Source organism: Aliidiomarina sanyensis, from assembly GCF_003987175.1.
Taxonomy (GTDB): domain Bacteria; phylum Pseudomonadota; class Gammaproteobacteria; order Enterobacterales; family Alteromonadaceae; genus Aliidiomarina; species Aliidiomarina sanyensis.
The window spans coordinates 40,832-65,510 of record NZ_PIPM01000005.1 but is presented as its reverse complement, the minus strand read 5'-3'; the positions used below and the strand labels follow the sequence as shown (position 1 = coordinate 65,510).

Annotated in this window: 30 protein-coding genes; 14 read left to right on the top strand and 16 right to left on the bottom strand. The window is 51.5% G+C overall.

From position 1 onward, the window contains the following. Nucleotides 1-14: 14 nt before the first annotated feature. The 6 genes from CWE11_RS06370 to zapE form a co-directional block, all read right to left on the bottom strand. On the bottom strand, nucleotides 15-749 hold the full coding sequence (locus tag CWE11_RS06370) for a cytochrome c1 (RefSeq protein WP_126776872.1): 735 nt from the start codon (nucleotides 747-749) through the stop codon (nucleotides 15-17). Then, nucleotides 749-2,014 (bottom strand): cytochrome b, encoded by a 1,266-nt coding sequence (locus CWE11_RS06365; protein WP_126776777.1) that lies wholly within the window; start codon nucleotides 2,012-2,014, stop codon nucleotides 749-751. Before CWE11_RS06365 ends, CWE11_RS06370 begins: the two co-directional genes overlap by 1 nt. Further along, entirely contained in the window at nucleotides 2,014-2,601 is a 588-nt protein-coding gene (petA, locus tag CWE11_RS06360; protein WP_126776776.1) for a ubiquinol-cytochrome c reductase iron-sulfur subunit, read from the bottom strand. Before petA ends, CWE11_RS06365 begins: the two co-directional genes overlap by 1 nt. Nucleotides 2,602-2,849: 248 nt before the next feature. After that, nucleotides 2,850-3,242, bottom strand: a complete 393-nt coding sequence (gene rpsI / locus CWE11_RS06355) for a 30S ribosomal protein S9 (RefSeq protein WP_126776775.1) — start codon at nucleotides 3,240-3,242, stop codon at nucleotides 2,850-2,852. A 16-nt stretch (nucleotides 3,243-3,258) separates the two neighbouring features. Then, complete coding sequence (gene rplM / locus CWE11_RS06350; protein WP_126776774.1) at nucleotides 3,259-3,687, bottom strand: 50S ribosomal protein L13; 429 nt, start codon at nucleotides 3,685-3,687, stop codon at nucleotides 3,259-3,261. Nucleotides 3,688-4,018: 331 nt separating this feature from the next. After that, nucleotides 4,019-5,146 (bottom strand): cell division protein ZapE, encoded by a 1,128-nt coding sequence (gene zapE, locus CWE11_RS06345; protein ID WP_126776773.1) that lies wholly within the window; start codon nucleotides 5,144-5,146, stop codon nucleotides 4,019-4,021. A 96-nt stretch (nucleotides 5,147-5,242) separates the two neighbouring features. On the opposite strand from zapE, the gene CWE11_RS06340 reads away from it, so the two are divergent. The 3 genes from CWE11_RS06340 (at nucleotide 5,243) to CWE11_RS06330 (ending at nucleotide 8,496) form a co-directional block, all read left to right on the top strand. Continuing rightward, nucleotides 5,243-5,692, top strand: a complete 450-nt coding sequence (locus CWE11_RS06340) for a Z-ring associated ZapG family protein (protein ID WP_126776772.1) — start codon at nucleotides 5,243-5,245, stop codon at nucleotides 5,690-5,692. A gap of 206 nt (nucleotides 5,693-5,898) precedes the next feature. Then, nucleotides 5,899-7,257, top strand: coding sequence for a DegQ family serine endoprotease (locus CWE11_RS06335; protein WP_126776771.1), 1,359 nt, complete (start codon nucleotides 5,899-5,901; stop codon nucleotides 7,255-7,257). Nucleotides 7,258-7,431: 174 nt separating this feature from the next. After that, nucleotides 7,432-8,496 (top strand): trypsin-like peptidase domain-containing protein, encoded by a 1,065-nt coding sequence (locus tag CWE11_RS06330; protein WP_126776770.1) that lies wholly within the window; start codon nucleotides 7,432-7,434, stop codon nucleotides 8,494-8,496. On the opposite strand, the gene murA is transcribed toward CWE11_RS06330, so the two are convergent. Genes murA through CWE11_RS06295 form a run of 7 tightly spaced genes read right to left on the bottom strand, consistent with a single transcriptional unit; the run spans nucleotide 8,493 to nucleotide 13,095 of the window. Further along, nucleotides 8,493-9,782: a UDP-N-acetylglucosamine 1-carboxyvinyltransferase gene (gene murA, locus CWE11_RS06325; protein WP_126776769.1), complete on the bottom strand. Its 1,290-nt coding sequence runs from the start codon at nucleotides 9,780-9,782 to the stop codon at nucleotides 8,493-8,495. The genes CWE11_RS06330 and murA overlap by 4 nt on opposite strands. A gap of 10 nt (nucleotides 9,783-9,792) precedes the next feature. Next, nucleotides 9,793-10,050, bottom strand: coding sequence for a BolA family protein (locus CWE11_RS06320; protein ID WP_126776768.1), 258 nt, complete (start codon nucleotides 10,048-10,050; stop codon nucleotides 9,793-9,795). 18 nt (nucleotides 10,051-10,068) lie between these two features. Further along, a complete protein-coding gene (locus CWE11_RS06315) occupies nucleotides 10,069-10,389 on the bottom strand; it encodes an STAS domain-containing protein (RefSeq protein ID WP_157981307.1) in 321 nt (106 codons plus the stop codon). 2 nt (nucleotides 10,390-10,391) lie between these two features. Then, nucleotides 10,392-10,859, bottom strand: coding sequence for an outer membrane lipid asymmetry maintenance protein MlaD (gene mlaD, locus CWE11_RS06310; RefSeq protein WP_126776766.1), 468 nt, complete (start codon nucleotides 10,857-10,859; stop codon nucleotides 10,392-10,394). Between the two features lie 3 nt (nucleotides 10,860-10,862). Further along, entirely contained in the window at nucleotides 10,863-11,636 is a 774-nt protein-coding gene (mlaE, locus tag CWE11_RS06305; RefSeq protein WP_206750181.1) for a lipid asymmetry maintenance ABC transporter permease subunit MlaE, read from the bottom strand. Continuing rightward, a complete protein-coding gene (locus tag CWE11_RS06300) occupies nucleotides 11,636-12,439 on the bottom strand; it encodes an ATP-binding cassette domain-containing protein (RefSeq protein ID WP_126776764.1) in 804 nt (267 codons plus the stop codon). The genes mlaE and CWE11_RS06300 overlap by 1 nt, the downstream gene beginning before the upstream one ends. 38 nt (nucleotides 12,440-12,477) lie before the next feature. Then, a complete protein-coding gene (locus CWE11_RS06295) occupies nucleotides 12,478-13,095 on the bottom strand; it encodes a TetR/AcrR family transcriptional regulator (protein ID WP_126776763.1) in 618 nt (205 codons plus the stop codon). Between the two features lie 166 nt (nucleotides 13,096-13,261). Here CWE11_RS06295 and CWE11_RS06290 point away from each other — a divergent pair, with 166 nt between their 5' ends. The 10 genes from CWE11_RS06290 to CWE11_RS06245 all read left to right on the top strand — a co-directional run bounded on the left by CWE11_RS06290 (nucleotide 13,262) and on the right by CWE11_RS06245 (nucleotide 20,007). Then, nucleotides 13,262-14,263: a KpsF/GutQ family sugar-phosphate isomerase gene (locus CWE11_RS06290; RefSeq protein WP_126776762.1), complete on the top strand. Its 1,002-nt coding sequence runs from the start codon at nucleotides 13,262-13,264 to the stop codon at nucleotides 14,261-14,263. Next, nucleotides 14,264-14,830: a 3-deoxy-manno-octulosonate-8-phosphatase KdsC gene (gene kdsC, locus CWE11_RS06285; RefSeq protein ID WP_126776761.1), complete on the top strand. Its 567-nt coding sequence runs from the start codon at nucleotides 14,264-14,266 to the stop codon at nucleotides 14,828-14,830. It begins immediately after the preceding gene. Next, nucleotides 14,827-15,420 carry an LPS export ABC transporter periplasmic protein LptC gene (gene lptC, locus CWE11_RS06280; RefSeq protein ID WP_126776760.1) on the top strand — a complete coding sequence of 198 codons (594 nt, stop codon included), beginning with the start codon at nucleotides 14,827-14,829 and terminating at the stop codon, nucleotides 15,418-15,420. The genes kdsC and lptC overlap by 4 nt, the downstream gene beginning before the upstream one ends. Continuing rightward, nucleotides 15,380-15,928, top strand: a complete 549-nt coding sequence (gene lptA / locus CWE11_RS06275; protein ID WP_126776759.1) for a lipopolysaccharide transport periplasmic protein LptA — start codon at nucleotides 15,380-15,382, stop codon at nucleotides 15,926-15,928. The genes lptC and lptA overlap by 41 nt, the downstream gene beginning before the upstream one ends. Before the next feature lie 47 nt (nucleotides 15,929-15,975). After that, entirely contained in the window at nucleotides 15,976-16,701 is a 726-nt protein-coding gene (gene lptB / locus CWE11_RS06270; RefSeq protein ID WP_126776758.1) for an LPS export ABC transporter ATP-binding protein, read from the top strand. A gap of 67 nt (nucleotides 16,702-16,768) precedes the next feature. Beyond that, on the top strand, nucleotides 16,769-18,109 hold the full coding sequence (locus CWE11_RS06265) for an RNA polymerase factor sigma-54 (RefSeq protein ID WP_126776757.1): 1,341 nt from the start codon (nucleotides 16,769-16,771) through the stop codon (nucleotides 18,107-18,109). 27 nt (nucleotides 18,110-18,136) lie between these two features. Then, on the top strand, nucleotides 18,137-18,424 hold the full coding sequence (gene hpf / locus CWE11_RS06260) for a ribosome hibernation promoting factor (RefSeq protein ID WP_126776756.1): 288 nt from the start codon (nucleotides 18,137-18,139) through the stop codon (nucleotides 18,422-18,424). A 2-nt stretch (nucleotides 18,425-18,426) separates the two neighbouring features. Next, nucleotides 18,427-18,897, top strand: a complete 471-nt coding sequence (ptsN, locus tag CWE11_RS06255) for a PTS IIA-like nitrogen regulatory protein PtsN (protein WP_126776755.1) — start codon at nucleotides 18,427-18,429, stop codon at nucleotides 18,895-18,897. After that, complete coding sequence (rapZ, locus tag CWE11_RS06250) at nucleotides 18,882-19,745, top strand: RNase adapter RapZ (RefSeq protein ID WP_126776754.1); 864 nt, start codon at nucleotides 18,882-18,884, stop codon at nucleotides 19,743-19,745. The genes ptsN and rapZ overlap by 16 nt, the downstream gene beginning before the upstream one ends. Then, the gene (locus CWE11_RS06245; protein WP_126776753.1) at nucleotides 19,732-20,007 is read left to right on the top strand and encodes an HPr family phosphocarrier protein; all 276 of its coding nucleotides are present in this window, start codon (nucleotides 19,732-19,734) and stop codon (nucleotides 20,005-20,007) included. Before rapZ ends, CWE11_RS06245 begins: the two co-directional genes overlap by 14 nt. A gap of 144 nt (nucleotides 20,008-20,151) precedes the next feature. On the opposite strand, the gene pmbA is transcribed toward CWE11_RS06245, so the two are convergent. Further along, complete coding sequence (gene pmbA, locus CWE11_RS06240) at nucleotides 20,152-21,516, bottom strand: metalloprotease PmbA (protein WP_241971748.1); 1,365 nt, start codon at nucleotides 21,514-21,516, stop codon at nucleotides 20,152-20,154. A gap of 152 nt (nucleotides 21,517-21,668) precedes the next feature. Between pmbA and yjgA the strand changes: the two genes are divergently transcribed. Beyond that, nucleotides 21,669-22,181 carry a ribosome biogenesis factor YjgA gene (gene yjgA, locus CWE11_RS06235; protein WP_126776752.1) on the top strand — a complete coding sequence of 171 codons (513 nt, stop codon included), beginning with the start codon at nucleotides 21,669-21,671 and terminating at the stop codon, nucleotides 22,179-22,181. Between the two features lie 192 nt (nucleotides 22,182-22,373). On the opposite strand, the gene tldD is transcribed toward yjgA, so the two are convergent. Then, the gene (tldD, locus tag CWE11_RS06230; RefSeq protein WP_126776751.1) at nucleotides 22,374-23,849 is read right to left on the bottom strand and encodes a metalloprotease TldD; all 1,476 of its coding nucleotides are present in this window, start codon (nucleotides 23,847-23,849) and stop codon (nucleotides 22,374-22,376) included. Next, nucleotides 23,827-24,678, bottom strand: a complete 852-nt coding sequence (locus CWE11_RS06225) for a carbon-nitrogen hydrolase family protein (protein ID WP_126776750.1) — start codon at nucleotides 24,676-24,678, stop codon at nucleotides 23,827-23,829. Before CWE11_RS06225 ends, tldD begins: the two co-directional genes overlap by 23 nt. Nucleotide 24,679: the final 1 nt, after the last annotated feature.

The following is a 24,679-nucleotide window of genomic DNA, read 5'->3' as shown; positions in this document are numbered from 1 at the left end:
TGTAATTCAACGAATTACTTAATGTCTCGCCAGTACTCACGTTTCAGTAGAATCGTAAGAATCAGGAAGACAATCAGGAAACCAATGACGTAGTAACCCATACGCTGACGCTCAAGGTACATTGGCTCACCGGTGTACACGAGGAATGCTGTCAGATCGAGCATCGCCTGATCAAACTCTTCATCGCTTAACCGACCTGATCCGTCAGAACGAATTCCGACGTAAACGTCACGCATTTCGCCATCGACCATCCGACGCTCATACGTACGGCGCGGAACACCTTGAAGCTCCTGAACCGCATGTGGCATACCGACGTTTTCAAAGATCTCGTTGTTCACACCAAATGGGCGACTTGGATCTTCATAGAACGAACGGAAATAGGTGTACAGCCAATCAGCACCGCGCACCCGGGCAACCATGGTCAAATCCGGAGGTGTCAAACCAAACCAGTCACTCGAGGCATCCGCGTCGATCGCAGAAACCATAAAGTCACCTGGACCGTCGCCCGTGAATTGCAACAGTTCCTGTCCAAGATCTACCGGAATTCCCAAATCTTCGAACGTACGCTGATAGCGCTGATGCTGCATTGTGTGACAACCCAAGCAGTAGTTCATGAAGATTTGTGCACCACGTTGCAATGACGCTTTGTCACGCAAGTCATAGTCGGCCTTGTCCAGCGGACCGCTGTAGCCTGCCGCGAATGCGGCAGACGGCAGCAGAAATGCCAGGGCCATCAAGAATCGCTTCATCATTTCGTTACTCTCTCAGGCAGTGGTTTGGTTTTCTCGTTTTTGCTGTAGAAGAACAGCAAGACGAAGAATGCAAAGTACAAGAATGTGAACACCTGTCCGATGCGCGTCCAGAATTCAGTCGGTGGCAATGCACCCACGAATCCGAGCACGATAAAGCTGACCACCAACATCGCGAGGTTCGCTTTATGCAAGCTGCTGCGGTAGCGAATTGAACGCACGTTTGAACGGTCAATCCATGGCATCAAGAACAGCAACACAATAGAACCGAACATCAGCACCACACCCCCTAACGGGTTTGGAACCGCCGCAAGGATTGCGTAGAACGGTGTGAAGTACCAGACCGGCGCAATGTGCACAGGTGTCCGCATTGGATCAGCGGCTTCGAAGTTTGGTGGCTCAAGGAAATGGCCGCCCATTGTTGGTTCGAAGAAAATAACCCACGCGAAGAAGATCAAGAAGACCGCGAGTCCGACCAAATCCTTCACCGTGTAATACGGATGGAATGGAATGGAGTCGACAATGTCGTACTTCTTCGTGTAACGCTCGTGGAACTCGTACGGCGATTTATCTTCTTCCTTTACGCTTCCCTTCGGTTTCTTCAAATCGATACCGTCTGGGTTATTCGAACCCACTTCGTGCAAAGCAATCAAGTGCAAGAACACCAGAATGACAATGACTAACGGCAATGCAATTACGTGCAATGCAAAGAAACGATTCAAGGTCGCGCCAGAGATGACGTAGTCACCGCGGATCCAAGTGGTAAGTGCTTCACCGATACCAAACGGAATGGTTCCGAAGAGCGAGATAATGACCTGAGCTCCCCAGTATGACATCTGACCCCATGGCAGCATGTAGCCCATGAAAGCTTCAGCCATCAACACGAGGAAAATCAACATTCCGAAAATCCACAGCAGCTCACGCGGTTTCTGGTACGAGCCGTACATCAGACCACGGAACATGTGTAGATAGACAACGATAAAGAAGAACGATGCACCTGTAGAATGCATGTATCGGAGCAACCAGCCATACTCCACATCGCGCATAATGTATTCGATTGACGCGAATGCACCTTCTGCACTTGGGTTATAGCTCATTGTTAACCAAATACCCGTCACGATCTGGTTGACCAAGACCACGAGGGCAAGTGAGCCCATCAGATACCAAAAGTTAAAGTTCTTTGGCGCTGGATACTGGGTCACGTGTAATTTCAGGGTATTGCTCAGCGGGATACGCTGATCAATCCAGTCGATAATGCGTGACATTAAGCTGCCCCCTCTTCTGCACCCACCATAATGGTGTCGTCATCAACATAATAATGCGGTGGAACCATGAGGTTCGTTGGTGCTGGAACGCCTGCAAAGACACGGCCGGCGATATCAAAGCGCGAACCGTGACATGGACAGAAGAATCCGGAGTCTACGCCTTCAGCGACACCGAAGTTGCGCGGCAGGAACTGCGGCGAACAGCCAAGGTGTGTACAAATACCAACCGCGACAAACAACTCAGGTTTGATGGAACGATATTCGTTCTTCGCATAATCCGGCTGCTGCGGCTGGTTGGACTGCGGGTCGCGGAGACGCCCTTCAACCAAAGGCAAACTATCCAGCATTTCTTGAGTACGGCGAATAATCCACACTGGACTGCCGCGCCATTCTGCGCGAATCAATTGGCCGGGCTCAATCTTGTCAACTTTCACTTCCACCGGTGCTCCCGCGATACGGGCTTTAGCACTCGGATTCCATGACGCTATAAAAGGAACGGCGACACCCACGACCCCTGCACCGCCGACTACCGAAGTAGCAACAGTGAGAAATCGACGGCGGCCTTTATCTACAGGCGCATTGCTCATCCATCTTTCTCCAGTTTTGGACGCTGTGCGGAAAAACCGCAGCAAAATAACCTAGTGCGTGCGAGAAAAAATTGCTCCCCGATCATAAAGAAAACCCTTGCTCTTTACAAGGTAAAAGGTACCGATCTGGGAGTATTCCTTGATTTCTCGATCGCTTCTACTTATGAGGGATTGTTGCTAGCTGAAAGCCACAAAAAAGCCCGGAAAAATCCGGGCTTTCGAAGGGTCTTTGCTCTGTTCTCGGCGAATTAACGCTTGCTGAACTGAGGACGCTTACGCGCTTTGTGAAGACCCACTTTCTTACGCTCAACTTTACGCGCATCACGGGTAACGTAACCTGCTTTACGCAAGTCGCTACGAAGTGCTTCGTCGTATTGCATCAGCGCACGAGTAATTCCGTGACGGATAGCACCCGCTTGACCCGTTGTACCACCACCAGCAACGGTGATGTACAGATCAAACTTCTCAGCTACGTCGAGCAGCTCAAGAGGTTGACGAACGACCATGCGCGCCGTTTCACGACCGAAGTACTCTTCGATTGAACGGTTATTGATTTTGATCTCGCCGCTTCCAGCACGCAGGAAAACCCGCGCTGTAGAGCTTTTGCGACGACCTGTACCGTAGTATTGATTATCTGCCATCTTCATCTGCTCCGTATTAAATCTCTAAAGTTTGCGGCTGCTGAGCTGCATGTTTGTGCTCTGGGCCCGCATACACTTTCAGTTTACGGAACATGGCACGACCCAATGGACCACGTGGAAGCATACCTTTAACCGCTGCTTCGATGATCATTTCAGGCTTCTTCGCCTGCAGCTTTTCAAAGCTGATTGACTTCAGACCACCTGGGAACCCGCTGTGCGCGTAGTACATTTTGTCTTTAGCCTTGTTACCAGTAACGGCAACTTTTTCCGCATTGATGATGACGATGTAGTCACCGGTATCAACGTGCGGAGTGTATTCAGCTTTATGCTTGCCGCGTAAACGACGAGCGATTTCGGTGGCCAAACGACCAAGCGTTTTGCCTTCAGCGTCGATGACGTACCAGTCGCGCTGGACTGTTTCTGCTTTTGCTACAAAAGTTTTCATGAGTTATCTATACCCAGATTCATGAGTTTACCTGCGGCTTTCCGGGCTTCCCCGCGAAATGCCAATTATATAACCCCGTTTCACCGCTTTCCTCAGGTGAAAATCGGGGAGGTAACGTGGGCGGCGGGTAGTATATAAGAACGCCCACCCCAGATCAACGACAATTCCACTCTAGGTTTGGGTAGCCAACGCATTGCGTTGGGCTTTGCTCGGGTGGGAACCATGCCTTCTCCGGGACGCCGTGAACCCATCCATGGGGGCTTGACTGCCGCATCCATGCGGCAGACACCCGGTGAAGGCATCGCTTCCAACCCTCACGCCCAGCGCAGCGTTACGGTAAATGCGGAAGCGCGAGGTACTCTTGGCTTTGCATTTCTTGCAGGCGGCTGAGGCAACGTTTGAACTCGAAACTCAGTTGGCCGCCCGTGTATAGGTCATTCAACGGGACCTCAGCAGACATAATCAACTTCACTTTGTGTTCGTAGAATTCATCGACGAGCGCAATAAACCGACGGGCCACGTCATCAGTTTCCCGCCCCATCTGGCGCACGTTACTTACCAACACCGCGTGATAGAGGCGCGCCAGCTCGATATAGTCATTTTGGCTCCGCGGCCCTTCGCAGATATCTTTGAAATCAAACAGCACCACATCGTCTGCTTCACAGCGCGCATGAATCTGCCGATGGTTGATTTCAATAGACACATTACGATTGTGGGCGTGGTGGTCCGGCGCCAGCTGATCGAAATAACGCAACAGGTTGGTATCCGCTTCAGCGTCTAACGGCGAATGATATATCTCTGCTTTACTCAGCGTCCGCATCCGGTAGTCGACACCGCCGTCTACATTGACAATGTCACAATGCTTTTTAATGAGCTCAATGGCTGGAACAAATCGGGCTCGTTGCAAGCCATTTTTGTACAGGTCATCCGGGACGATATTTGACGTCGCAACCAGCACGACCCCTTTGGCAAACAAATTGTCCAATAGCGTCGCCAGAATCATTGCATCGGTAATGTCTTGTACATAGAACTCATCAAAACAAATGACCCGCGCTTCCTTGGCCAGCTTCGTGGCGATAATAACCAGCGGATCTTGCTTTCCTTTGAGTAACTTGAGTTCATCGTGTACACGGTGCATAAACCGATGAAAGTGCACACGCCACTTATCTTCGAACGGGAGCGCATTGTAGAACGTATCTACTAGGTAGGTTTTCCCACGGCCTACGCCACCCCAAAAGTAGAGCCCCTGAACTGGTTTGGATGATCGTTTAAAAAGCTTTTGAGAAAGCTTCTTCAATCCCTTTTTATCGTGACCTTGCAATAAATCATCGAACAAACGCTGCAGGTGCTTGACCGCATCTTCTTGCGCTGGATCGTGCTGAAAATCATCGCGTTTTAAATCTGCTTGGTATGCCGCCCATGGCGTATTTACAGTTTCCACCACAAATTTGCCTGTCATCTGACTACTGTTCTGAGAATTACATGATACCATTATTGCTGAATCGGGATCATATTTGTGTCATGCTCGATTCTCGCACTGTAGAGGAATAAGAATATGGATTGGCTCATTGGACTTTTGTTGTTAGTCGCAGGTGTGGTGATTGGCTTTTTTGCGGCACGCTACTGGTTTTTAAATTCAGGCGAAGCAGCAGAATTGCAGGAGCAGGTCGCGAATGTCCAGCAGCAATTCGAAGCCTACCGCAAGGACGTCAGCGAGCAACTCGCCACAGCACGGCAAATTGCCTCTGAAGTGACCGACATTCAGCATCGGTTGAACCTGTTTTTACAAGATAGCCAACAACTGCTTGAACAAAACAAAGAATGGCAACAACCGCTCCCGTTTTTTGCAGAAGAAACCATTCGGTCAATTCGCCAAGCAAATATTTTGAACAAGGAGCGTCGCGAAGACAGTGAGAGAACAGAGGACGGCGAGCCACCTCGGGACTACTCGGAGCCAGGCAGCGGCCTGTTTTCACCGCCTGTGAAAGAAGAGAAATCGAACTGACGGATTTCTCTGCGCAAGAAATTCAATCACGGGAGCAGCAATGCTCCCGTTTTTTATGCTCACACTCCAACCAGATGACACGCGTTTTATCCCCTTGAAATCAAAAAATCAGAACTTATTTCTCGTTTTGATGGTCAGTTAGGGAACGGCTTTGCCTGTCCACTCGGCAGCAAGCCTTCCTGAATTACGATTTCGGAGAGATTCTGATGAAAAAGTTGGTAACCCTGCTGGTCGCGTCCAGTTTGGCTGTAGTTTTTTCAATTCAACCCGTTTTCGCCAATATCCCGCCAGCAGCGATGACGGATGAACGCGGTGTTCCGACCCTCGCCCCCATGCTAGAAGAAGTCACCCCTGCGGTGGTGAATATCTCAGTGGCAGGCAAGCGGGTCACACGGCAACGCCTGCCCGACGCATTTCGCTTTTTCTTTGGCCCCAACACACCGCAAGAGCAGGTGCGTGAACAACCATTCCAAGGGCTTGGTTCAGGCGTCATTATTGACGCCGAGAATGGCTATGTTGTCACCAATAACCATGTCATCAACGATGCAACTGAAATTACCGTCACCTTAAAAGATGGACGTCAGTTCAGCGCCCAAGTTTTGGGGCGCGATGCCGAATCGGATATCGCGCTGTTACAACTTGAAAACCCCCGCAATTTGTCTGAGATTCCAATCGGAGACTCCGATGCATTGCGGGTTGGTGACTTTGTCGTAGCCATTGGAAATCCGTTTGGACTCGGTCAAACCGTGACCTCCGGAATTGTTTCTGCACTCGGTCGCGGAGGATTTGGAATGGAGCGCCTTGAGAACTTCATTCAAACCGATGCAGCCATCAATAGTGGTAACTCAGGCGGCGCGCTGGTTGATTTGCATGGCAATCTGATTGGCATTAACACGGCTATTATCGGTGCCTCTGGAGGCAACATCGGCATCGGCTTCGCCATTCCCTCGAACATGATGAAAAACCTCGTCGACCAAATCGTCGAGCATGGTGAAATCCGCCGTGGCGTGTTGGGTGTTCGCGGCGGAAACCTAACCCAAGAACTGGCGGAAGCGCTTGGGATTGATCGCGCGCGCGGAGCTTGGGTCAGTGAAGTCATTACCGATGGTGCCGCATATAAGGCTGGGGTTCAGGCTGGCGATGTCATTATCGCCGTCGATGGCTCTCCCGTGCAGTCGTTCACTGAATTGCGGGCAAAAGTTGCAACCGTTGGTGCGGGCCGTGAAGTTCGCCTCACACTCCTTCGCGATGGACGGGAACAAACCGTGCGTGTGACCCTTGATTCGCAAGAACAGCAACAAGTGCGCGCGGATAACGTGCACCCTGCGCTTGAAGGAACCGAACTGAGCAACGATGAGCGTGGTGGGATTCGGGTCAGTGAAGTCGCTAGCGGCTCCCCTGCCGCACGCCTCGGTTTACGCGAAGGTGATGTGATTATTGCCGTGAACCGTCAGCGCGTCGAATCAGTGCAAGATCTTCAGCGCAGCGTGGAAGGGGCACGCGGTGTTGTGGCTTTGCATATTCGCCGCGGTAACTCCACCTTGTACGTCGTATTACCTAATTAACCCCCCAGATCATCCTCACTGCATGCCCGCTTCGGCGGGCATTTTTTTGGCTGCAACCCAAAACATATTCTAGCCATTTCCCTTTGATCTCGGCTGTGGTTTAATTTTAACCTACCTGTCGGTCATCATTAATGCTAGAATTTGACGCCCTGCGAACGAATACCGGAAGCATCCATGACAGCACAAAAACGTCCAATCCACAGCTTAATCGAGTACTTGGTGAAACCTGCCTTGCTCGGTCTCGTCGTGGCAGTGATTGTGCTTTGGGTCCTTCCCACAATTCAGCAAGACACGTCACAAAGTGAGCCCCCCTCCATGGGCCTTGCCTCCTATTCTGATGCCTTTGAGCGGGCAGCTCCCGCTGTGGTAAATATCTACACCACCCAGTCATTGCGTGAGCAACGTTTGCAGAGCCGCCCGACCACTGTCATGCGTCTTGGGTCCGGTATTATTATGGATTCGCGGGGATTTATTTTGACCGCCCTGCACGTGGTCGAAGATGTCGACCTGATTCAAGTCGCACTACAAGATGGTCGAATTTTTGGTGCCTCTCTGATTGGCAGCGATGCACTGACCGATTTGGCGGTATTGCGAATCGATGCGGATAATCTGCCGACTATTCCGATCAATCTAAGTTATGAACCCCGCGCTGGTGATGTAGTCCTTGCAATTGGTAACCCTTACAACCTCGGTCAAACCGTGACCCAAGGTATCGTTTCCGCCACCGGTCGGATTGCGATGGGCAGTGGTTACGCTGAATTTATTCAAATGGATGCAGCGATTAATCAGGGGAATTCTGGGGGTGCTCTCGTGAATAGCCGAGGAGAGCTCGTTGGGATTAACAGCGCGTCTTATCAATCGGAATTTACCAGCCGCGGCTCTCAAGGTATTTACTTTGCGTTGTCGTACAACCTCGCCATGCGCATTATGCAGCAACTCATTACGGAAGGCGTTGTGACCCGTGGCTATTTAGGTATTACGGCGGGTCAGTATTACCACGACGGCATTTCCGCCCAAGGATTGCGAGTCGATGATGTAGACGATAACAGCCCAGCACAACGGGCTGGACTTCGGGAAGGGGATTTTATCTTTGAAATTGCCGGGCAAACCGTAACGTCAGTGAATCAAGGTTTGGATTTAGTGGCGGAGGCGCGTCCGGGGACTGAAATCGAGATTCGCTACTTTCGTGGCAGCGAATCTCGCCGTACTTCAGTGGTCATTGAACAACTTCAGCTCTAAGCTTCAGTCCGTTTGATCCGTGTTGGACACATCTTTTCACGCGTGATCTGTGCTCCGAGTTTGGCCAACTTCTTCTCAATTGACTCATATCCGCGGTCAATGTGGTAAACCCGCTCCACTTCGGTAACCCCCTCGGCGACCATCCCGGCGATCACTAACGAAGCTGACGCGCGCAAATCCGTACACATCACTTGTGCTCCAGTTAATTTAGCCACACCGGTGGATATCGCTGTGTTTCCTTCAAGATCAATGTGTGCACCCATTCGGCGGAGTTCAGGAACGTGCATAAAACGATTTTCGAAGATAGTTTCCCGGACCACACCGGTTCCTTCCGCAATTGCATTTAAGGCAATAAATTGCGCCTGCATATCCGTTGGGAAAGCAGGATGCGGAGCGGTAACCAAGCTCACCGCTTTCGGACGACCGGTGCTTTTTAGCTCAATCCAATCTGGACCCCGTGTTATCTGCGCACCGGCTTCGGTCAGCTTCTTCAAGACGGCATCGAGAAAATCTGGGTTGGTGTGGGTGCAGCGAATTTCACCCTGAGTGGCGAGCGCTGCCACCAAAAACGTGCCGGTCTCAATGCGATCCGGCATGACGGTGTACTCACCACCATGCAAGCGCGACACACCATGAATTCGAATCGTGTCGGTTCCTGCATCCCGTACATCCGCACCCATGGCATTAAGAAACTTCGCTAAATCCACGATTTCTGGCTCACGAGCAGCGTTTTCAATGACGGTCTCGCCTTCAGCGAGTGCTGCGGCCATCATTAAATTTTCCGTGCCGGTCACACTCACGGTATCCATCAAAATGTGAGCACCGCGCAATTTGCCATGGCTACGCGCTTTGATGTAGCCATTTTCGACCACAATCTCGGCACCCATTTGACGCATGCCCTCGATATGCAGATTGACAGGCCGTGCACCGATCGCACAACCGCCAGGCAACGAGACTTCCGCATGACCACATTTGGCCAATAATGGGCCAAGCACCAAGATCGACGCGCGCATCGTCTTTACCAATTCATAAGGTGCCACATGGCCATGCTCTGCGGGGGGTTGAATGGTATAACTTGATTCTGAGTTGCGCGCATGGGGAATGCCCAGCTCGCCCAAGAGATCAAGAGAGGTTTCCACATCTTGCAGACGTGGAACATTGTGAATTGTGACTGGACTATCAGCGAGTATCGATGCCATGAGAATCGGCAACGCCGCATTTTTGGCACCCGAGATCCGCACTTCACCCTTGAGGCGGGCACCACCTTGAACGACTAACTTTTCCATTCGTTTACACTCAACCTGGCATATTCAGCATTTTTTCACGGCGCCACTTCTCCGGTGTAAACGCTTTAATGCTCAGAGCATGAATGGTGCCATCCGCAATTTTATCCTTGAGCGGGGCGTAAATCGTTTGTTGCTGTTTCACGCGAGACATCTCGGCAAACATATCGCTCACGGCAATCACTTGATAGTGGCTGCCCTCACCCTTAACGTGCACCTCGTCGAGCGCCAGCTCAGCACGCAGGATATCTTCAATTTCTTTTGGATCCATGGACCGTCTCGTTATTCGCTATTCAGATGGCGTATAGCTTAACGAAAGCAGGTCCGTTACGCCACTGACCTCCGCAAATTGACGCAGCTGAGTGTTCACATTCTGTAAAGAGAGTGACCGATTTTTACCCGCTAGCTCCGCTTGCAGCTGAATCAAAAGCGCCAACCCGGCCGAATCGACTTTACTGACCCCCGCTAAATCAAACACCAAATCACCTGAATCACCCAGCCATGCACGACGTTCAGACCATGCATCGCCGACATGATCGCGGTCCAGCGCGCCGGTGACGGTCACATGACCGTCCGCACATGTGAATGAGAGAGAGTGCTGATCACTCACAACTAATCGCCCCCTTGGCTGAATAGGAACTGACCAATCAAATTCTCCAGCACTATCGCCGAATTGGTGTTGTAGATGTAGTCACCGTGCTCCAACGTAAACACGTCCTCGTCAATAAAGCCCGGTTCAAGGCCAATATACTGCTCACCGAGCAGTCCAGACGTTAAAATTGACGCAGAGCTTGTATCTGGAAATCCTTTAAAATCGACACTGATGCGCATTTCGACGAGCGGCTCAAAATACTCACGATCCAGTGTGATGCGACTCACACGGCCTACCACGACGCCGCCAACTTTCACTGGCGAACGCACTTTCAATCCACCAATATTGTCGAATTTCGCATACAGGGTGTAGGTTTCACCGCGAGTCGCATCGGTATTGTTCGCCACCTGCATTGCTAGAAAGACAATCGCCGCGATGGCTGCCGTGACAAACACACCTACTAAAAATTCAATCTTACGCGCTTCCATAAATCACCCAAACATCAAAGCTGTTAAAACAAAGTCCAAACCGAGCACTGCCAACGAGCTGTAAACCACTGTTTGTGTCGTTGCGGCACTGATCCCCGGCGAGGTCGGCATGGCTGTATACCCTTTATAGAGAGCAATCCAGGTCACCACGACCGCAAATACCACGCTTTTAATAAATCCGTTCATCACGTCGTGCTGCCAGTCTACGCTCGACTGCATGACTGACCAAAAGGCACCATCATCGACACCAAGCCATTGAACGCCAACAAAGTATCCACCATAGATTCCGACCGCACTGAACATAAAGGCCAACAACGGCATACTAATAAAACCAGCCCAGAATCGAGGTGCTACGACACGCCGTAGAGGATCAACTGCCATCATTTCCAAACTAGAGAGCTGCTCGGTCGCGCGCATCAAACCAATTTCTGCGGTTAACGCGGAACCGGCACGTCCGGCAAATAGCAGTGCGGTGACCACCGGACCTAATTCACGCAGGAGTGATAAAGCCACCATGGGGCCGAGCGCTTGTTCAGCCCCAAAATCCACCAGAATCGTGTACCCTTGCAATCCGAGCACCATGCCAATGAATAATCCAGAAATCAGGATAATCAGCATGGATTGTACGCCTACGACATAGAGTTGACGCATTAAAAGAGAGAACATTTTGACGGGCTGCGGTTTCCCGATCAGTGCTTGGGCCAGCATGATGCTTGCTGCACCGATGCCCCGAACCGTGTCGAGGGTATTGCGGCCAATGGATTGGAAAAACTGAATCATGCGTTTTTCCCCCCCAGTAAGTCTTCGTGGTACGGTTGTGCCGCATAATGGAACGGCACTGGGCCGTCTGCATCCCCATGCAAGAATTGCTGCACCAAGGCATTGCCGTGTGCTTCAAGTTCCGCGGGTGATCCCTGACCGACTACTTGTTTATTTGCCAAAATAATCACGTGATCCGCGATACTCATCACTTCATGGATATCATGAGAAACCACAATCGATGTGAGCCCCAACGTATGATTGAGCTCACGAATTAATTTCACCAACATCCCCATGGAAATCGGGTCCTGCCCTGCGAATGGTTCATCGTACATAATTAATTCAGGGTCGAGCGCAATCGAGCGGGCCAGCGCTGCACGCCGCGCCATACCTCCGGACAGCTGCGCAGGAAACAAACGACCCGCGCCTCGCAATCCCACTGCTTCTAGCTTCATTTTTACAATGGTCGCTATGATATTGGGTGGCAAATTGGTGTGCTCGCGGATAGGAAATGCCACATTGTCAAACACCGTCATGTCACTAAACAGTGCGCCACTCTGGAACAACATACTCATCCGCTTGCGGGCTTCATATAAATCGCTCCGCCCAAGATCTGGAATATTGGTCCCGGCAAATTTCACGGTGCCTGATTGGGGCTTTAGCTGCCCACCGATCAGACGAAGAAGGGTGGTTTTCCCACAGCCACTCGGCCCCATAATGGCGGTGACTTTGCCGCGTGGCACAACAAGACTTACTCCCTCATAAATAGGGGTATTACCACGGGCGAAATGTACGTCGTTAATCTCGACTAAATGATCCACGTCAGTCCTCTTGCATGCTGTGCAGACTTCTCTTACAGCTATCCAAATACGCTGCTCTGACTCTCATTATCCGCAATAGGTTCAAGTAATGCGAGCAATTCCGCTTGGAACGCTTCGGCTTGCTCTGGGGTTTCATGCAACAAGCCAAATTGCATCAACAAGCGATGCCCCATGGCCGCCTTCCACGCCATGCGTGCGCGAGCTGATCCCGCTTGCGCGTTATCCAATTTGATCCACAGCTCTCTCGAGCGCTCTTGAATGGGCTCGAGCAAATCTGGATTGGTCGCTGCGGCCGCCATAATTGCGGCGTCCAGGGCCAAACGATCCTCGCCATCCGTGATCTGCGCCAATACAATGGCTTTCAACTCCGGATCGGCTCCCGGGACGCCTTGCTCAAGAATATCCGCAATTCGGACATCACGACGTTGGGCGTACCGTTCAAGCATTGCCATAATCAATGCTTCTTTACTGTCAAAGTGATATAAAAGACCACCTTTGCTGATTCCTGTCCGTTGGGTCAGCGCATCAAAAGTCAATTGTGCCGCTCCCTCTTCAAGAACCAAATACTCGGCTTGTTCAAGAATGAAGTCTCGCTTGCTCGGCCGACCACCGCGTTGTCCCCGAATATCCTTGTTCGATGTTGCTTTACTGGCCATGACTCAGTACCTTGTGCTGCAATAAAAAGTTTCATACCGACCGGATGGTAAAGTAACAGGTTTAGCCTATGCTCTCAACGTAAGTCCGGCGGAGAAAGACGAGATTTCATCGCGTCTGATGGTATACTGAACTGATTTCATTCAATAACCCGGTGGAACCACGGACATGTCGACACCCAACGCGTCACATCGCGACTCGCTGACACAGCATTTTATCGACCAAGGTAAGCAAGTACTCACCATTGAGCGTGCTGCTATAGACGGGCTCTTCTCGGCCATAAACCAAGACTTTGCGCGTGCTTGTGAGTTGATGTTGCAATGCAAAGGTCGCGTTGTTGTCACCGGCATGGGTAAATCCGGCCATATTGGCGGCAAGATTGCCGCGACCCTGGCGAGTACGGGTACCCCTGCATTTTTCGTTCACCCCGGTGAGGCCAGTCACGGCGATCTTGGGATGATCACTGGAAAAGATGTGGTCATTGCCATCTCCAATAGCGGTGAAACCCATGAAGTGCTCGCAATACTGCCCGTCATCAAGCGCCTCGGAGTTCCTCTCATTGCATTGACAGGAAAACCCGATTCGACGCTCGCCACTTTAGCGGATGTCCACATTTGTGTGGCCGTTGCTGAGGAAGCATGCCCCTTGGGCCTTGCTCCAACCGCGAGCACGACCGCGACACTGGTGATGGGCGATGCACTTGCCGTTGCGCTGTTACATGCGCGCGGCTTCACCGCGGATGATTTTGCCTTGTCTCACCCCGGCGGAAGCCTTGGCAAACGTCTCCTCTTGCGTGTGAGTGACATCATGCACACGGGTGAGCGAATCCCCAAAGTGAACGCCGACGCCATTATTACCGAGGCACTGCTTGAGATTTCTCGCAAAGGGCTCGGTATGACAACCATTGTCGACGCGAATGATACGCTTCTGGGGTTATTCACCGATGGGGATTTGCGCCGCATACTGGATCAGCGAATTGATATCCACCAAACTCCGATTTCAAAAACGATGACCACCCAATGTATTACCGCCCACCCCGAGATGCTGGCGGCTGAGGCACTCAAGCTCATGGAAACACGCAAGGTAAATGGGCTGATCGTGATCGATAAAAACAAGCGGGTCGTCGGTGCCTTTAACATGCACGACCTATTGCGCGCAGGAGTGGTGTAAATGCATACCCATCAAACCCATATTGGAACGTGGTACGGCGATATCTCGTCCGAACTTTTTGAAAAATTAGCCCAGGTTCAAATTCTCTTTTGTGACGTCGATGGCGTCTTTTCGGATGGCCGTATTTACCTTGGAAATCAAGGCGAAGAATTGAAGGCCTTCCACACGCGCGATGGTCTCGGTGTAAAAGCGCTCATGACAGCAGGCGTTGAGGTTGTGATTGTCACCGGACGGTCATCTCGGATTGTCGAGCAACGGATGCAGCATCTGGGTGTACGTCATATTATTCAAGGCGAACACGATAAGCTCACCGCCATGCAGCGCATCTTAAAAGACACCGGAATTAAATCAGAGCATGCGGCAGCCATAGGCGACGACTTACCCGATATTCCTATGCTGACCCACGCCCACGTGGGAGTCGCCGTATACGATGCCCACCCTGCTGTTCAACAACGTGCCGACTATGTGACGCAGCAGCGCGGGGGCTTCGGCGCTGTCCGTGAGCTTGCAGACCTGATTTTGATGAGCCAAGGAAAACTTCATCAAGTGCTGGAGAGCAGTACGTGAATCGACGTAGTCTGGTCTTGATTATCGTATTCCTTCTCACCGCAGTTTTGGTGTTGTGGAGTGTGACCGAGCGCAAACCGCCCGAGGACTTCGATGAGACACCCGAGCAGCTGATTCCCGATTTCACCGCGCGCGGCCTCGAAACGCGCATTTTTGAATCGGACGGACGCTTGTCGCACCAAATTCGTGCTGATCGAATGGCACATTTCAGTCTTTTGGGTCGCACGGAGCTCGATTCACCTGTTTATATTTCTTATCTCTCCGATGAGCAGGTCAATATCGAAGAAGCCGGGGCGATCTGGCAAATTACTGCAGTCAGTGGGCGCTTTTATGAAAACGAATTGCTCGAGCTTGAAGAGCAGGTCACCATTTTGAACCTTTCGGATAGCGGCTATATCGAACAGATAGAAACAGAATTTCTGGCGATTGATTTGCAAACCCGTACAATGCAGACGGATGAAGCCGTCACCATTCGCGGACCTCGGTTTATCGTGCGGGGTGAAGGAATGCGAGTCGATTTGGAAGCACAGCAGTTGGAGCTGATTAAGCATGTTGAAACGATTTTTTATCCTCGCCCTCGCGCTGAGTAGTGCTGCAGTCATTACGGCGAGCCTAAGCTTGGCCGATGATACCTCTGGAAATCAGCCCAGTGGCTTCCGCGCTGACTTCGAGCAGCCCGTGCAAATCCTCGCGGACAATGACCTGTTGGATTTACAACAGAGTATTTATCGCGCGACCGGCAACGTCCGGATTAACCAAGGAAGTTTGCGTATCACCGCCGATGAACTCGAAGTCACCGGATTTGATAGCCGCGGTGAAGAGCCTGAGATTTTTAGTTTGCGTGGCGCTCCGGCTACCTATCAGCAAGAAATTGAGCCGGGTTTAGTGGTGAATGCGCAAGCAGCCTCCATTTTGTACGACTCTACCGGTGGCATTCTAACCCTTCAGGGGGCAGCGGAATTGCGACAAGATGGCAGTCTCGTGCGCGCGGAGCGAATTGTGTATAACATTGAAACCCAACAGGTGACGTCTGACCGTGGCGAAGAGCAAGTTGAAACCATCTTCCGCCCGCGTCCTCGGCAACAAAATCAGCCTTAAACGACTCAGCAGCCCAGCGGCTTAAACGAAAGGACTTTACCAAAACCATGGCAACGCTTCGAGCGGAACACCTCGCAAAATCATACAAAGGTCGGGCGGTCGTAAAAGACGTCAGTATTGAAGTGAATGCGGGCCAAATTGTTGGCCTTCTCGGTCCGAATGGTGCTGGCAAAACCACGACCTTCTACATGATTGTTGGTCTGGTCGCGAATGATAAGGGTTCGATTCGTTTAGATGATGAGGACATCACCCTCTTGCCAATGCATGCGCGCGCGCGTCAGGGGATCGGATACTTGCCGCAAGAGGCCTCGGTTTTTAGAAAGTTGACGGTGCGAGACAACATCATGGCGATTCTCGAAACCCGAAAAGATCTGGATGCAGGGGCCCGGGAAGAGAAACTTGATGAATTGGTTAACGAGTTCAGTATCGGTCATATCGTAAATAGTCTTGGGATGAGTTTGTCTGGCGGTGAACGCAGGCGAGTAGAAATTGCCCGCGCTTTGGCGGCGGAGCCCAAGTTTATTTTGCTCGATGAACCTTTTGCCGGGGTGGACCCCATCTCAGTACTCGATATTAAAAAAATTATTCAACAGCTGAGCGATCGTGGGATCGGTGTCTTAATCACTGACCATAATGTCCGTGAAACCCTCTCGGTCTGCGAAATCGCCTACATTGTCAGTCATGGGCAATTGATCGCAAAAGGCTCGGCAGAAGAAGTACTTGCCAACCAACACGTCAAAGAAGTGTATCTTGGTGACCAATTCTCCTTGTAATTCCCGCCAAAATCCCAATGATTAGAGGTATGGACGGAATCATTTTCTGGCGGAAGAGCAACCACGTATGAGACCTGGCTTACAACTGAAAATGGGGCAAAGCTTAAGCATGACCCCCCAATTACAACAGGCTATTCGCTTGTTGCAGTTGTCGACGCTCGAATTACAGTCTGAGATCCAAGAGGCACTTGAGTCCAACCCGCTGCTAGAAGAAGACGACATCCCTCCTCCTGAGAGCCAATGGGAAACACAATATTCCGCTGGAACCTCCGCGGGTGAAGCGCAAGAAGACGATTACATTTATCAAGGGGAGACCACCGAAAGCCTGAAGGATTATCTGCTGTGGCAAATGCGTCTCTCTCACTTTACCCCCCTCGATGAGTTCATTGCAGAAACCATCATTGATGCGATCGATGAAAGTGGTTACCTCACGCAAGACATTGACGATTTATATGCCACAATTGTTGCAGAAGAGCCGGAAACTGAACTCGATGAAGTGAAAGTCGTCCTGAAGCGAATCCAACATTTTGACCCGATCGGGGTTGGTGCGCGCAGTGTACAAGAGTGTTTATTGATCCAGCTCCAACAACGCGCGATTGATTCCCCGTATATTGAGGTTGCACAGCGGGTGGTTCGGGACCACTTAGACCTGCTCGCAAAGCGTGATTATCGAAAGCTAGCCCGGAAGAGTCGTCTGAAAGAGGAAACTTTGCGGGAGGTCTTGAAACTATTACAAGATCTCGACCCACGCCCCGGGGATGGCTTTGGAACGAGCGAGAGTGACTACGTCATTCCTGATGTGCTGGTGCGCAAACACAAAGACCAATGGCGAGTGGAATTGAACCCACATGCACTGCCAAAAGTTCGGGTGAATCAGGGATACGCAGACTTGGTACACAATGGTTGTAGTCAACAAGATGGACAATACATCAAACAGCAGTTGCAAGATGCCCGCTGGTTGATCAAGAGTATAGAGAGTCGCAACGAAACCTTGCTGAAAGTCGCACACTGTATTGTGCACCGCCAACAAGGATTTTTTGAACATGGCCCAGAAGCAATGAAACCAATGATTCTGAGTGATGTCGCAGAAAGTATAGAGATGCATGAAAGCACCATTTCTCGGGTCACGACCCAAAAGTTCATGCACACCCCACAAGGGGTCTACGAGCTAAAGTACTTTTTCTCTAGTCACGTAGGCACTGATGATGGCGGTGAGTGCTCATCGACTGCAATCCGTGCTTTTATTAAAAAGCTAGTTGCAGAAGAGAACGCTGCAAAGCCACTGAGTGATAGCAAGCTTGCGAACTTGTTGGCTGAGCAGGGCATCCAGGTAGCAAGACGGACGATAGCGAAGTACCGGGAATCCCTTGGAATCCCCTCTTCGAGTCAACGGAAGACTCTACTTTAAATCACGTCAAAAGAAGGAAGATGTGTTATGCAAATCAATCTTACCGGTCACCATGTAGAAATTACCGAAGCTTTGCGCGATTATGTCGATAGCAAATTTGCCAAGCTTGAGCGACATTTCGATCATATTAACAACGTCCACGTGATTCTCAATGTGGAGAAGCTTTTGCAAAAAGCAGAAGCGACGGTTCACCTGAACGGTGGAGAAGTGTTTGCAGCATCCGAACATCAAGATATGTACGCCGCGATTGACGGTCTTATCGATAAACTCGACCGCCAAGTTATTAAACATAAAGAGAAACTCAAGAAACACTAGGTATGGACCTGAAAGAAATCCTTAGCCCCGATTGCACGCGTTCAGCGGTTTCGGAGAGCAGCAAAAAGAAAATACTAGAGCTCATTAGCCACCTGGTAGCCCCGAAGCTAGCGGGTGTGAGCAAGGCTGATATCTTCGAAAGTCTGTTGCAACGCGAGCGGTTGGGCAGCACAGGGATAGGTCTTGGAATTGCAATTCCACATGGCCGGCTGGAAAATGCCGGCCATCCTGTTGCTACACTCATTACACTGGACCATCCGGTGGATTTCGACTCGATCGATAATCAGCCGGTCGATTTAGTTTTTGCGCTGCTTGTGCCCAAAGATAATCCCGAGGTGCACCTAAAAACATTATCCGCCGTGGCGGCGCGCTTGAATGATAAAGACTGTTGCCGCTCTCTGCGCTCAGCAACTTCTGATGCGGACTTACATGCCATTATGATCAGTGAGCCGAATACATGCAGCTCATCGTAGTCAGCGGACGATCAGGTTCAGGAAAAACCGTCGCTCTGCGTGCGCTTGAGGATCTTGGCTTCTATTGTGTCGACAATCTTCCGATCGAACTCCTGCCAACCCTTGTTCATGCAACATCGGACCGTTATGAATCTGTAGCGGTCAGTATTGATGTTCGCAACTTAGGAACCGGCGCCGCAGACCTTCACGATGCGCTTGAATTTTTACCCGATAAGATTAAACCCGAGATTCTCTTTATTGATGCAACAGACGACATTCTGATCCGCCGGTATGGAGAAACTCGTCGCATGCACCCACTCTCAAAGGGTGCCCTGACACTTGCCGATGCGATTCAATCGGAAGGTGAACTACTCGAACCGCTCGCAGCCATGGCAACCTGGCGCATTGATAGTAGCGGACTGAACGTCCATGAGCTGATCACCCAAGTCACCGAGCGCATTCTGGGACGGGAAGAAAATCAACTAATGCTCGTGTTTATGTCGTTTGGTTTCAAACACGGTGTTCCACCAACCGCAGACACGGTATTCGACGCACGAATTCTCCCAAACCCACATTGGGAGCCGACACTCCGGCCTTTTTCTGGCAAAGATGATCCGGTCCAGCACTATCTTGGGAATCAAGAGTTGGTCACCAAATTTATCTACCAAGTCGAGAACTTTGTGGGGACTTGGCTACCCTACTTCCAACGCAGTAACCGCAGCTATCTAACCATTGCGATAGGATGCACGGGCGGACAACACCGCTCAGTCTACATTGCGGAGAAGCTCGCAGAGAGCTTTGCCAATCAACACAGCAGCGTTCGTGTGAAACATAGAGAACTTGATAAGAAGAAAAATGCCACAGCGTAGTCGTCAGCTTCGAATTTTGAATAAACTCGGCTTGCATGCCCGTGCAGCCACTAAGTTAGCGCGCCTTGCGAATGAGTTTGAGGCCAAGATCACCATTGCCCAAGGCGAGCGAGAAGTCGATGCATCAAGCGTCATGGGATTAATGTTGTTGGCTAGCCAGCAAGGAAAAACCATTGAGGTTCGTGCCGAAGGGAGCGATGCGGACGCCGCCCTCGACGCCATCGAAGAACTGATTCAAGCGCGCTTCGACGAAGATGAGTAGCCAACGCACTGCGTTGGGTTGGATCATTTATCGGGCTCGAACCCAACGCACTGCGTTGGCTACATAATTCTACGAGCTGGGTTGGATCATTTATCGGGCTCGGACCCAACGCCCCGTTACGGAACATGCCTTGGCTACTTAATTCTACGAGCCGGCCACTTTCATCGTGGGTAGTAACACGGAGCCGGTCAAGATGCCATGCCGTGGATCCGTGTCTTGCGCAATCGCTTCGATCCCTAGCAACATCGTTTTAAGATTCCCTGCAATGGTTACTTCGGTTACCGGGAACTGAATCTCGCCATTTTCAACCCAGAATCCAGCCGCGCCACGGGAGTAATCACCGGTTACCATATTGACGCCTTGTCCCATCAGCTCCGTCACCAACAAACCCCGCCCCATTTGGCGGCACAGTGCCTCAAGGCTCGCCACTTGGTGCGCGGCATCGGGACGTACAAACCAGTTGTGAATCCCACCCGCATGACCGGTGGTTTGCATGTTCATCTTACGCGCTGCATAACTGGTCAGCAGATAAGTGTCGAGTACCCCACCTGTGACAATGTTCCGAGCTTCGGTACGCACCCCTTCGTGATCAAACGGGCTCGACGCCAGTCCTCCAGGAATCAATGGGTCTTCATAAATGCTCAACCACGCCGGCAATACCTGTTTACCGAGATGATCAAGCAAGAAACTGTTTTTCCGGTAGAGACTTCCCCCACTGATAGCTGTCGCGAGGGAGCCAAACAGGCCGTGAGCTAGGTCGCGGTGAAAAATGACAGGTACTGAGCATGTTTCAATACTCCGAGCTCCAAGACGCGCAACGGTGTTGGATGCCGCTTCAGCACCGACCGATTCTGGGCTTGCAAGAAGTTGTGGATCGCGCGCCAGCGTGTACGCATAATCACGCTCCATGCGATCGCCTTCTTTCGCGATCGGCATGCAGCTAAGGCTTTGGCGTGAGCTCAGATAATGGCCAGTAAAACCATGACTGTTGCCATACACCCGGAAGCCACAATGACTGCTGTAATGGGCCCCATCGGAGTTCATAATGCGCGGGTCAGCCGAAAGTGCCGCCTGCTCGCAGCGAATTGCCTGCTCCATCGCATACTCAGGATCTTGTGAGGCAGCAAAAAAGAGGTTGGGGTCTGGATAACCAACCGCCATCAAATCCGCGTCTGCTAAACCCGCATGAGGGTCTTCTGAGGTGTATCGGGCAATCGCATCGGCTTTTTCAACGGCAACTTTGACCGCCTCAGGTGACAGATCGGACGTGCTGGCAGACCCTTTACGTTGTCCACGATAGACCGTAATCCCGAGACTTCCATCTTGGTTAAACTCGACTGTTTCCACCTCGGCGAGTCGGGTACTCACGCTCAAACCCCTTGCATGAGAAATGGCGCACTCCGCTGCACTCGCACCGCGTTTCTTAGCAATCTTTACTGCCTGTTCCACAGCCTCAACAGCACGCTCCAAGTCCGGCTGTAATTGCGCAGATGATGTCGTTTTTTCAATACTCAAAAGAAACCCCTTTTTCCGTCCTGCGTGTTACTTGCACGCAGTCCAATCGCTAATTCTCGGTGTTTACTCGGTGTGCCGACCATTCCACATACCATTCAGGGCGGCTTCCTGATAAAATTACTGCATCTTAACGCAAGGTTTTCATTATGCAGTCACACGACCAAGACGAATTTTCTGATGATTTAGGCCCCAGCAAAACGCAATTAAAGCGTGAAGCAGAAGCCATGCACCAACTTGGTACGAAGTTGGTCAAAATGGGCAAAAACAGCCTCAAACAGCTGCCGTTGGATCAAGAGCTTCTTGATGCCATCAAACTGGCCCAGCGCGTTGAAAATAAGCGCGAGGGCTTCCGCCGCCAGCTCCAGTTCATCGGAAAGCTTTTACGGGGCCGGGATGTCGAACCCATTCTTGCGAAAATCGATGAAATCGAAAATCACAGTTTGCATCAAGCCGCTCATTTTCACGGTCTTGAGCGTTGGCGTGAACGCATCCTAGAAGAAGGCGACGACGCCATTCAAGCGTTCCTCGATCAATACCCGACCGCTGACCGTCAACAGCTGCGCCACTATGTCCGCCAGGCTCAAAAAGAGCAGGCCAATAACAAACCACCGGCAGCCTCACGCGCCCTGTTTAAGTACATCCGCGGCGTCGTTGGCTGACTTCTACCTTCGAAGCCAACGCAATGCGTTGGCTACTCGGTGCCGCCGACGCAATGCGTTGGGTTCGGAGCTTGGTGTCTTTATCTAACTCTGACCCAACGCAATGCGTTGGCTACTCGGTGCCGCCGACGCAATGCGTTGGGTTCGGAGCCCGATGTCTTTATCTACGTCTGACCCAACGCAATGCGTTGGCTACTCGGTGCCGCCGACGGTCATGGCGTCGATCTTGAGGGTGGGTTGCCCTACGCCGACTGGGACACTTTGACCATCTTTGCCGCAGACCCCGATGCCGCTGTCGAGTTCTAAATCATTGCCGATCATCGAGACCCGTGCCATCGCTTCGGGGCCATTACCAATCAAAGTTGCACCTTTTAGCGGCGCGGTAATCTTACCGTCTTCAATCAAATAAGCTTCTGAAGCACTGAAAACAAATTTCCCTGAGGTGATATCAACCTGACCACCAGAGAATTGTGGAGCGTAGATGCCGCGCTTCACTGAGGCAATGATTTCCTCAGGATGGTGTTCACCACCCAGCATGTAGGTATTAGTCATGCGCGGCATCGGCAAATGAGAATAGGATTCTCGTCGGCCATTGCCGGTGGGAGCTACTCCCATCAGACGCGCATTCATTTTATCTTGCATGTAACCGACTAAAGTTCCGTCCTCAATCAGGACGTTGTACCCAGAAGGCGTACCCTCGTCGTCGACGCTCAACGAACCCCGTCGATTGGCTAAGGTGCCATCATCCACAATCGTGATTCCTTTGGCAGCAACTTGCTCGCCCATACGCCCTGAATAAGCCGATGCACCTTTGCGATTAAAGTCACCTTCCAGGCCGTGTCCAACCGCTTCGTGTAAAAGTACGCCTGGCCACCCTGCGCCCAGCACAACGGGCATGGTTCCCGCAGGGGCTGGTTTTGCTTCAAGCATAATCAGTGCTTGGCGCACCGCTTCTTCAACAAAAGAAACATAACGGAGCTTGTCGGCCCGAGCGCTCGTATCGTTGCCATCAATATAAACCGGTTGAAAGAAGTAATTGTAATCCACACGGCCACCGCCACCACTCGAGCCCCGCTCGCGCCGTCCATTTTGTTCGGCGAGGACCGAACAATTCAAGCGCACTAATGGGCGAACATCGGTTGCTAACGTACCGTCCGTTGCCGCGACCAGCACATGCTCGTAAACGCCGGTCAGTGACACTGTCACTTCTGTGATACGCGGATCCAGTTTCCGGGCGTGAGCATCCATGGCTTTTAAGAGCTCGATTTTCTTCTCTTCCGATAAACTTGTCAGAGGATTATCTTCGATGTAGAGCGGATTGATGCCCTGAGCCTGCAACATGGGTTGTTTGCCGTCTTGTCCAGCAGCGGCAATCCCACGCGCGGCCACCGAGGCCCGGCTCAATGCGTCTGCATCGATGCTATCGGCGTAGGCAAAGCCTGTCTTTTCTCCGGCGATCGCGCGTACCCCAAGGCCGCGCTCAATATTGAAGCTACCGCTTTTCACGATACCATCTTCCAATACCCAAGCTTCATTGATACTGCTTTGCAGGTAGACGTCCGCATAATCAATCGCGCCCGTGTGCAAGGTTCCTAAGCACGCGGCGAGGTGATCGACATCAAGGCCGGATTGAGCCAATAACTGATCATTCACTTGTGGGTTTATCATGAATAAAACTTACCTCAAATTGATTATGCTGTTGCACTGGCATGCGTTCACGCACCGCTTTCAGTTCATTTCTATCGGGCCGCACGGTGACAACACCCTGCGTTTGGGTTTGCTCTGCAATAACCCGTCCCCATGGGTCCACAACCATGCTGTGACCCCAGGTTTCTCGCTGATCATCATGCACACCGCACTGATTCGGAGCGAGCATAAAGACTTGATTTTCAATCGCGCGCGCTTGCAACAGGGGTTGCCAATGCGCCTCGCCGGTCACTTTCGTAAAGGCCGAAGGCAATGCAATAAGCTCGGCACCGAGCGTGCGCAAGGCCCGAAATATTTCCGGAAAGCGCAGATCGTAACACACCGTGAGGCCTAGTTTGCCGAACGGTGTCGGCACCACCACTAATTTATGGCCGGGCCGCGTAAACTTGGATTCGCGGTAACTCTTCGTCCCATCTTGCACATGCGCATCGAATAGATGAATTTTGTCGTAGCGAGCGCGCTGAGTGCCGCTTGCATCAAAAAGTAATGATGCTGCAGCATAACGTTCACCCGCGGCGATCGGGAGGGTTCCCGCGAGGATCCACACATCAAACTCACGACATGCGGCACTCAACCAATTCTGCACTTCACCTTTTCCGATTGTCTCCGCGAACTTCCCTTGAGCTTTTTCACCGGCACCAAAACGCGCGAACATCTCCGGTAAAATAATCAAATGCGGCTCTTGCGCCTCGCGCTGGGTTTTCGCCTCGTGCAGCAGTTCCCGAAGTACAGCCTTATTATCTTCCCAGCTAGCCCGTGAGGTCCATTGCAAAAGACTGATTGCGGCCATC